Raw genomic sequence first — 6982 nt, 5'->3', positions numbered from 1 at the left:
GACGGCCTGTGACGTGAAGTCCTTCCTGTCGAAATGTGCCTGAAGCAGAACCGGGATATGGTCCGGGTTCTCTACGGGAAACAGGAAGGGAGCGGTTGGTATTACGCTTCGGATTTGGCTGAGCAGTGCGGGGGCGGCGACCGTTCAGGTCATGCGGTTGCTGCGGGAGAACCCCGACGGGGTCGATGTCACAATTTATGCCAGCAATGTGGATCCGAGTGCGGCTGCTCTCTCGGTGTGTGATGTGTCGGCGGTCGAACCTCGGTACGCGAGCAACGAGGAGTACGCGCAGTTCGCGCTCGACTTCTGTCGGATGCACCGCATCGACGTACTCATCCCGCCGCGCCGCCTCGACGCGCTCGCGGGTCGGGTGGCGGACTTCGCGGCGGTCGGCACCAGCGTGATGTGTTCGCCGTTGTCAGCGGTGACGGCATCGACCAGCAAGGTGCTCACCTACGAGATCGCCGGCGCCGCGGGCATTCCCGTGCCGCCGTGGCGTGAGGTGAGTGATGCCGACGAGTTCTACGCGGCCGTCGACGAGTTGTCGCTCACCGGGGAGACGCTGTGCGTCAAGCCGAGCGGTGAGTATTCGGCGTTCGGATTCCGCATTCTGGACGACCGCCCGCTGACCATGGCGAACCTGCGGGTGGCACCCCGCCCGGTGGTCTCGGTCGAGGCGATCGCGGGGGCGATGCGGCGGGCGGCGCAGGACGGGGAAGCCGTGCTGCCCCTGCTCGTGATGCCGTTTCTCGAAGGTCCGGAGATCAGCATCGACTGTCTCTCGGCTCCGGGAGGCGAATTGCTGATGGGGATACCGCGGGCGAAGCAGGGGCGTTTCCGTATGTTGCTCGACGATCCCACCGTGGTCGATATCGCACGCCGTCTCGTGCGGCACTTCGAACTGGCCTTCCTGACGAATGTTCAATTGCGTTATCGCGGTGGAGAACCGGTGCTTCTCGAGGTGAATCCACGACCCTCGGCGGGCCTGTTCCACACGTCCTTCGCCGACGTGAATCTGCCGTGGGCCGCGGTTCGGCTACTGCTGCAAGGTGATTCGGGATTGCGGAAACCGCCGCGGCTGGGCGCCTGTCTCGCCGTGGCGGAAGCGGTCATGGAGGTCGTGCCGCAATTGGATGGTCACTTGCCCGGTGCGGTGCGCAGGAGTGCGGACCTGGTACCCAACTGATCGATGGGTCCATTTCCCTTGTGGACAAACCACTGGCTACTTTCCTGGACGGTGAATTCGGGTCGTGCGGAGGTCACTAAGTGGTAACACCGGGTTTTTCCGGGGTCACGCCGGTAAGCCGTCGACTTTCGCAGCATGCGGGATTTTCGGGCGTGCCCGTCGAATGGCGAAAGTGACAGTTCCGCGACACCGCGGCGCCCGGCGTGATGCTTTCTTGTCTGGAATTAACCCTCAGGGCGGCGAACACTGAGAAGGCGCGTAGCCAGGAAATAACCGAGTACACCCGAGGGAAGGATTCCCCTATGTCCGTGAAGATGAGCAAGGCAGCCGCCGCGGCCGCCATCGTGCTGGCACTCGGCGCTGTCGCCGCTCCTGTGGCCTCTGCTGCCGCGCCTGGGCCGCAGGCATCAGAAGTCGGATCGGTGGGGATCTGCTTCCCGGTAGGCAGCGTGGAAATCTGTTTCTGATCGCAGCCGGCGTTGGTCCATGGGTTTCTTGCCCTCTGTAGCTCGGAGACGAAGTCGACACCGGTGCGGTGTCCACCGATCGGTGGACACCGCACCCGTGTCAGTGGGGGAGCAGTCCGGCCAACCCTTCGAGAAGTAGATCGAGACCGAAGGTGAAATCAGCCGCGCCGGAGTGGGCTCCGGTGATGACGAGGGTGGCCAGCGCGTGCATGTGGGGATGGGTTTCGGTGGGGATGAGCGGAAGGAATCGTGCTGCGGCCGAGGCGTATTCGGAGGGTTCGAGGGGGAAATTGACGGCCTGGACGGTGAAGCCGTAGATGTGGCTGTCCAGGGCATTCCAGGCGCGATCGGCCTGTTCGTAGGTGAAGCCGGCGGTGATCAGGCAGCCGAGGGTGGCGTCGATGTAGCCGAGCATGGCCGGGCCGACATTGATGCGGGAGCCGAGTAGGCCGGTGGCCCAACGGTGGTTCAGCAGGACCTCGTGGGCGGAGATGGCGCGGTGGCGCAGTTCCGCCCGCCAGTCCTCGCCCGCTCGGGGGACGTAGATCTCCGCGACCACCAGGTCGATGATGCCGTCGTAGAGGTCGTCCTTGTTGGCGACGTGGTTGTACAGCGACATCGCTTCCACGCCGACCGTCTTGGCGAGGTTGCGCATCGACAGGGCGGCCAGACCCTGCTGGTCGGCGAGCTCGATGGCGGCACGCAGGACTCGTTCTCTGGTGAGTGGGGTGCGCGGCGGCATGGGGCTCCTGACTGTTTCCTTGACCTACTTACGGCGTAAGCGTAGCGTCTCGCGGTAGAAACTTACGCTGTAAGTGCGAGACGAGGGACAATTCTCATGACCGATGTGGATACGGCTTCGATGACCGCCTGGATCGCGCCCCGGTACGGCGGGGGCGAGGTGTTGCGGGCCGAGGTCGTGCCGCGACCGACACCAGGAGATCGGGATGTGGTGGTCCGGGTGCGGGCGGCGTCACTGTGCAGCGGCGATCTGCATCTGCTCAACGGGACGCCGTATCTGCTGCGGCTCGGGTTCGGCTTGCGCAGGCCCAAGCATCGGATGATCGGGCAGAACCTGGCGGGCGAGGTGGTCGCCGTCGGTGGCTCGGTGACTGATTTCAGGGTCGGGGATCGGGTCTTCGGTGAGGTTCCCAGCGGTGCGTTCGCGGAGTACGTCTGTGCCGACGCGGGCGCGTTCGCCATTGTTCCCGCCGCGTTGGGCATGGAAGAGGCTGCGGCTATACCTGATTCGGGTATGACGGCATTGCAGGGCCTGCGCGACATCGGCAAGGTCGGGCCAGGGCACCGGGTGTTGATCAATGGCGCGTCCGGTGGCGTCGGGAGTTTCGCGGTGCAGATCGCGAAAGTGCTCGGCGCGCACGTGACGGCGGTGTGCGGCACCCGGCATATCGAGATGGTGCGCGATATCGGTGCGGACGTCGTCATCGACTACACCGCTGCTGATTTCACTCGTGCGGAAGTTCCTTACGACGTGATCTTCGACCTGGCGGGCAACCGCGAGCTGCGCGAGATCCGCCGAGTGCTGGCCGCCGACGGCGTCTTCGTCTCCTCTGCCGCCGCGCCGGGCAACAATTGGTTCGGCCCGATCCGATGGCTGGGTCAGGTGGCGCTCACCGACCTGTTCGCGCGGCAGACCCTGAAGGCTCTGCTCATGCGACCCGCCGCCGCCGACCTGGAATACCTGTCCGGGTTGGCTGTCGACGGAAGTGTGCGACCGGTGATCGAGCGACGGTTCCCGTTGTCCGACACGGCATCGGCCATCACGACGTTCGAGCAAGGGCATGCGTCGGGAAAGACCGTTCTCGTCGCATGAGCGCCCCCGTTGTCGTCAGTCGGTGAGTTCTCCGGCGGTGCGCCAGGACTGACGTTCCTCGGCGAAGGCATCGGCTTGGAGCGCGCGGAAATCGGAGATGGAATCGTCGTTGTCCGCCAGGAACTTGCGGTAATCGGCGAGGCGGAAATCGCCGTCCTCGGTGGTGATGTCCACCTTGCCCGCGGCGAAATCCGCCCGCAGGTCCAGCAATTCATCCGCCTCTACCGGGTGCCAGCGGATGCGGTCGAAATAGCGTAGGAGCCAGGGAGTTTCGGCATCGGTGGAGAAGCGGTCCACGCCGGGTCCGGCGGTGCCGGTGGGGCGGGCTCGGTGGTTCCAGACCTGGGTGGTGCGGCCGACGAATTGGTAGCCGCCGGGGCCTTCCATGCCGTAGATGCACAGGTAGGCACCGCCGATGCCGACCGCGTTTTCGGGGGTCCAGGTGCGGGCGGGGTTGTACTTGGTGGTGACGAGGCGGTGGCGGGGATCGGTGGGGGTGGCTACGGGGGCACCCAGGTAGACATCGCCGAGGCCCAGGACCAGGTACTCGGCGTCGAAGACGGTCTTGTAGACGTCGTCGACGGAGAAGAGGCCGTTCATGCGGCGGATGAATTCGATGTTCCACGGGCACCACGGGGCGTCGGCGCGGACACCGTGCATGTAGCGGGTGATCGCCTCCCTGGTGGCGGGGTCGTCCCAGGACAGCGGGAGATGGACCGTGCGGCTCGGGACCACCAGCTGGTCGGAATTCGGTAGTTGCGCTTCGGCTTCGGCGAGCAGATCGAGCAGGCGGGGAATCGGCAGGACGGCCGGATCGACCCTGATCTGGAGAGAACGGATTCCCGGGGTGAGCTCGATGACGCCACGCAGCCCGATCGCGATGAGGTGCTGGTGCAGGGCGTGGACCCGGGCGCGCAGGCCGAGATCCAAAGTGAGCGTGCCGTATTCGACGAGCACGCCGTCGTCGCCCTGTCGTCGGTAGGTCACGCCGGTTTCGTCGTCGACTTCGGTGCGGCGCAGGATGCCGTCGTCGCCGTCGCGGCCCGCGGAGATGACGGTGCCGAACGCGGCGCGTCGGCGGGCACCGAGTTCTTGTGCGGGAGCCGCGTGTTCGGAACGGATGGGGACGAAGCGAACCTTGTCGCCCGGGGTGAGTTGGCCGAGTTTCCAGCGGTCGGCGGCGACCACGGTGACCGGGCAGACGAATCCGCCGAGGCTGGGACCGTCCGGGCCGAGCAGGATCGGGGTGTCGCCGGTGAAGTCGAGGGCGCCGATGGTGTACGCGTTGTCGTGGATGTTCGACGGATGCAGGCCCGCTTCACCGCCGTCGGTGCGGGCCCACTCGGGCTTCGGGCCGATGAGGCGGACGCCGGTGCGATCGGAGTTGAAATGGACTTCGTAATCGGTGCCGACGATGGTGTCGAAGTCCTTGCGGGTGAAGAACTCCGGTGCGCCGTGTGGGCCCTCTGTGACGGCGAGTTCCCAGCGGTGGGCTAAGGCGGGTTGATCGGCCATCGGGACCGCGGGGGCGAGGCGGGTCGACGGTTCGCCCAGCGTGAGCGATTCGTCGACCCGGAGGGCGGCGCCGGTTCCGCCGCCGAACTTGCCGAGGGTGAATGTCGCCGCGCTGCCGAGGAATTCGTCGACGTCGATGCCGCCCGAGATCAGGATGTAGGTCCGCATGCCGGGGCCACGGATCGCGCCGACATCGAGCACGCCGCCCGCCGGCACCTCGACGGTGCGCCACTGCTCGACCGGGATGCCGTCCACCCGGACATCGGCGACCGCGCCGGTGACACACACCCACGTGGGGGCCGAGAACCGCAATGCGGGCCCGCCCAGCGTGCACTCCAGCCCGGCCGCGCCTTCGGCGTTGCCGAGCACTCGGTTGCCGAGGCGGAACGACAGGTCGTCCATCGGGCCCGACGGCGGAACGCCGATGTGCCAGTAACCGATTCGGCCCGGCCAGTCCTGGACGGTGGTCTGCATCCCGGGCCGCACGACATCGATGTGCCGCCGCGAACGGGCGGGCACAACCGCGCCGACGACCGCTGTGGACGTGGCAACCGAAGTCATAGCGCAGGCGGCGGAAACGGGATTGTCGACGCGGGTATCGATGAGGCTCATCGGGTCACCACCATGCGGACCGGGGTCGGGTCGAAACCGTTGCAGGGATTGTTGATCTGGGGGCAGTTGGAGACCAGAACCAGGGTGTCGATCTCGGCACGGAGGGTGAGCTTCTTGCCGGGGGCGGAGAGTCCGTCGACGATGCCGAGGGTGCCGTCGGATTCGACGGGGACGTTCATGAACCAGTTGATGTTGGAGACCAGGTCGCGTTTGCCGAGGCCCCATTCGAGGGCGGCGGTGAGGAAGTTCTCCACGCAGGCGTGCTGGTGGCGGGTGTGGTGGCCGTAGCGCAGGGTGTTGGATTCCTGGGAGCAGGCGCCCGCGATGGTGTCGTGGTTGCCGACCTCGTCGGCGACCACCGTCATCAGGGGTGTGCCGCCTTCGGTGCGCAGGACGCTGCCGGTGGTGAGGAAGATATTGCGCTGGGCGGCGACGGTGGCCTGGGCACTGTAGCGGTCGGTGCGGTCGGCGGCGGAGTAGAGCAGGCAGTCGACGGCCTGGTTGCCGTGCAGGTCGATGATGTCGAGGTGGTCGCCCGCGCGGACGATGGCCGACCACGGCGCCCGGGCGGGAACGGTTTCGTCGAGGACGACGGTGCGGGTGGCGGTCATGCCGGAACCTCCGTGTTCAGTGCGGCCGTCCAGGCGGCTTCGGTGTTCTCCACGGCCCGTCGGTATTCGGGGTCGTCGTTGGTGGCGCGGTCGGCGGGCGCGGACCAGGCGATCAGGTCGAGGTCGCCGGTGGGGCGGTCGTCGAGGGGATGGGGTGCGTTGGCCACCAGGAGGGTCACGGGTAGATGGACGATCAGGTCGATGGCGGCGCCCGCGTCGCCGTTGCCGGTCGACTCGATCGCGCCGTCCGGTGCTACGCGAGCGCCGCGGAACAGGGCGATGGAAGGGCCGATGTCGCGGGGTTCGAGGCCCTGTTTTGCCGCGGCGAGCTGGAGCTGGTGGCGGCCGTCGGTGGTGGGGCCGCACAGGGTGTCGTGGTGGCCGGAGGTGTCGCTGAGCACGGTCGCCAGGACTCTGCCCTGGTCGGAGAGCAGCGGATGGCCCGCGCTCAGGTACGCCTGCCAGGGAACCTTCACAGTGTCGGCGACATTCAGCCGCTCCCACGGAGATTCGGCGCGCAGCAGGAACAGGTGGGCGCAGGTGGTGCCGGCGGGGTCGGCGAGGCGCACCCGGGTGCCGCGGCCGAGGACGACGTTCGCGTAGCCGCCCGTGGGAATGCGTTGTGCGACGACGACCGTGGCGGGATCGATGCCGTGCGGTGTCTCAGGACGCGCGGGGGTTGCTGCCGCAGCCTGGGCGCGCGCGTGGGCGCGGGCGCCGTCGGTGGATCGGGTACTCGTCATCGGTTACTCCTCGG

The 6982-nt window shown here is 67.0% G+C and carries 7 protein-coding genes; 3 read left to right on the top strand and 4 right to left on the bottom strand.

The features are described from left to right. Positions 1–151 precede the first annotated feature (151 nt). Positions 152–1186: an ATP-grasp domain-containing protein gene (locus QX204_RS28720; RefSeq protein WP_301903633.1), complete on the top strand. Its 1035-nt coding sequence runs from the start codon at positions 152–154 to the stop codon at positions 1184–1186. A gap of 302 nt (positions 1187–1488) precedes the next feature. After that, positions 1489–1653 carry a hypothetical protein gene (locus tag QX204_RS28715; protein ID WP_301903632.1) on the top strand — a complete coding sequence of 55 codons (165 nt, stop codon included), beginning with the start codon at positions 1489–1491 and terminating at the stop codon, positions 1651–1653. A 100-nt stretch (positions 1654–1753) separates the two neighbouring features. Here QX204_RS28715 and QX204_RS28710 read toward each other — a convergent pair whose 3' ends face one another. After that, positions 1754–2395 carry a TetR/AcrR family transcriptional regulator C-terminal domain-containing protein gene (locus QX204_RS28710; RefSeq protein WP_301903631.1) on the bottom strand — a complete coding sequence of 214 codons (642 nt, stop codon included), beginning with the start codon at positions 2393–2395 and terminating at the stop codon, positions 1754–1756. Positions 2396–2491: 96 nt separating this feature from the next. On the opposite strand from QX204_RS28710, the gene QX204_RS28705 reads away from it, so the two are divergent. Then, positions 2492–3487, top strand: coding sequence for an NAD(P)-dependent alcohol dehydrogenase (locus QX204_RS28705; protein ID WP_301903630.1), 996 nt, complete (start codon positions 2492–2494; stop codon positions 3485–3487). A 15-nt stretch (positions 3488–3502) separates the two neighbouring features. Here the strand turns inward: QX204_RS28705 and QX204_RS28700 are convergent, their stop codons facing one another. Genes QX204_RS28700 through QX204_RS28690 form a run of 3 tightly spaced genes read right to left on the bottom strand, consistent with a single transcriptional unit; the run spans position 3503 to position 6968 of the window. Next, positions 3503–5614 carry a 5-oxoprolinase/urea amidolyase family protein gene (locus tag QX204_RS28700; RefSeq protein ID WP_301903629.1) on the bottom strand — a complete coding sequence of 704 codons (2112 nt, stop codon included), beginning with the start codon at positions 5612–5614 and terminating at the stop codon, positions 3503–3505. Then, positions 5611–6225 carry an urea amidolyase associated protein UAAP2 gene (locus tag QX204_RS28695; protein WP_301903628.1) on the bottom strand — a complete coding sequence of 205 codons (615 nt, stop codon included), beginning with the start codon at positions 6223–6225 and terminating at the stop codon, positions 5611–5613. Before QX204_RS28695 ends, QX204_RS28700 begins: the two co-directional genes overlap by 4 nt. After that, positions 6222–6968, bottom strand: coding sequence for a DUF1989 domain-containing protein (locus QX204_RS28690; RefSeq protein WP_301903627.1), 747 nt, complete (start codon positions 6966–6968; stop codon positions 6222–6224). Before QX204_RS28690 ends, QX204_RS28695 begins: the two co-directional genes overlap by 4 nt. Positions 6969–6982 lie beyond the last annotated feature (14 nt).

The sequence above is a fragment of the Nocardia sp. PE-7 genome (assembly GCF_030486425.1).
In the GTDB taxonomy this organism is placed as follows: domain Bacteria; phylum Actinomycetota; class Actinomycetes; order Mycobacteriales; family Mycobacteriaceae; genus Nocardia; species Nocardia salmonicida_A.
Note: the sequence above shows the minus strand (reverse complement) of the source record. Positions and strands in the feature narration are given on the sequence as shown.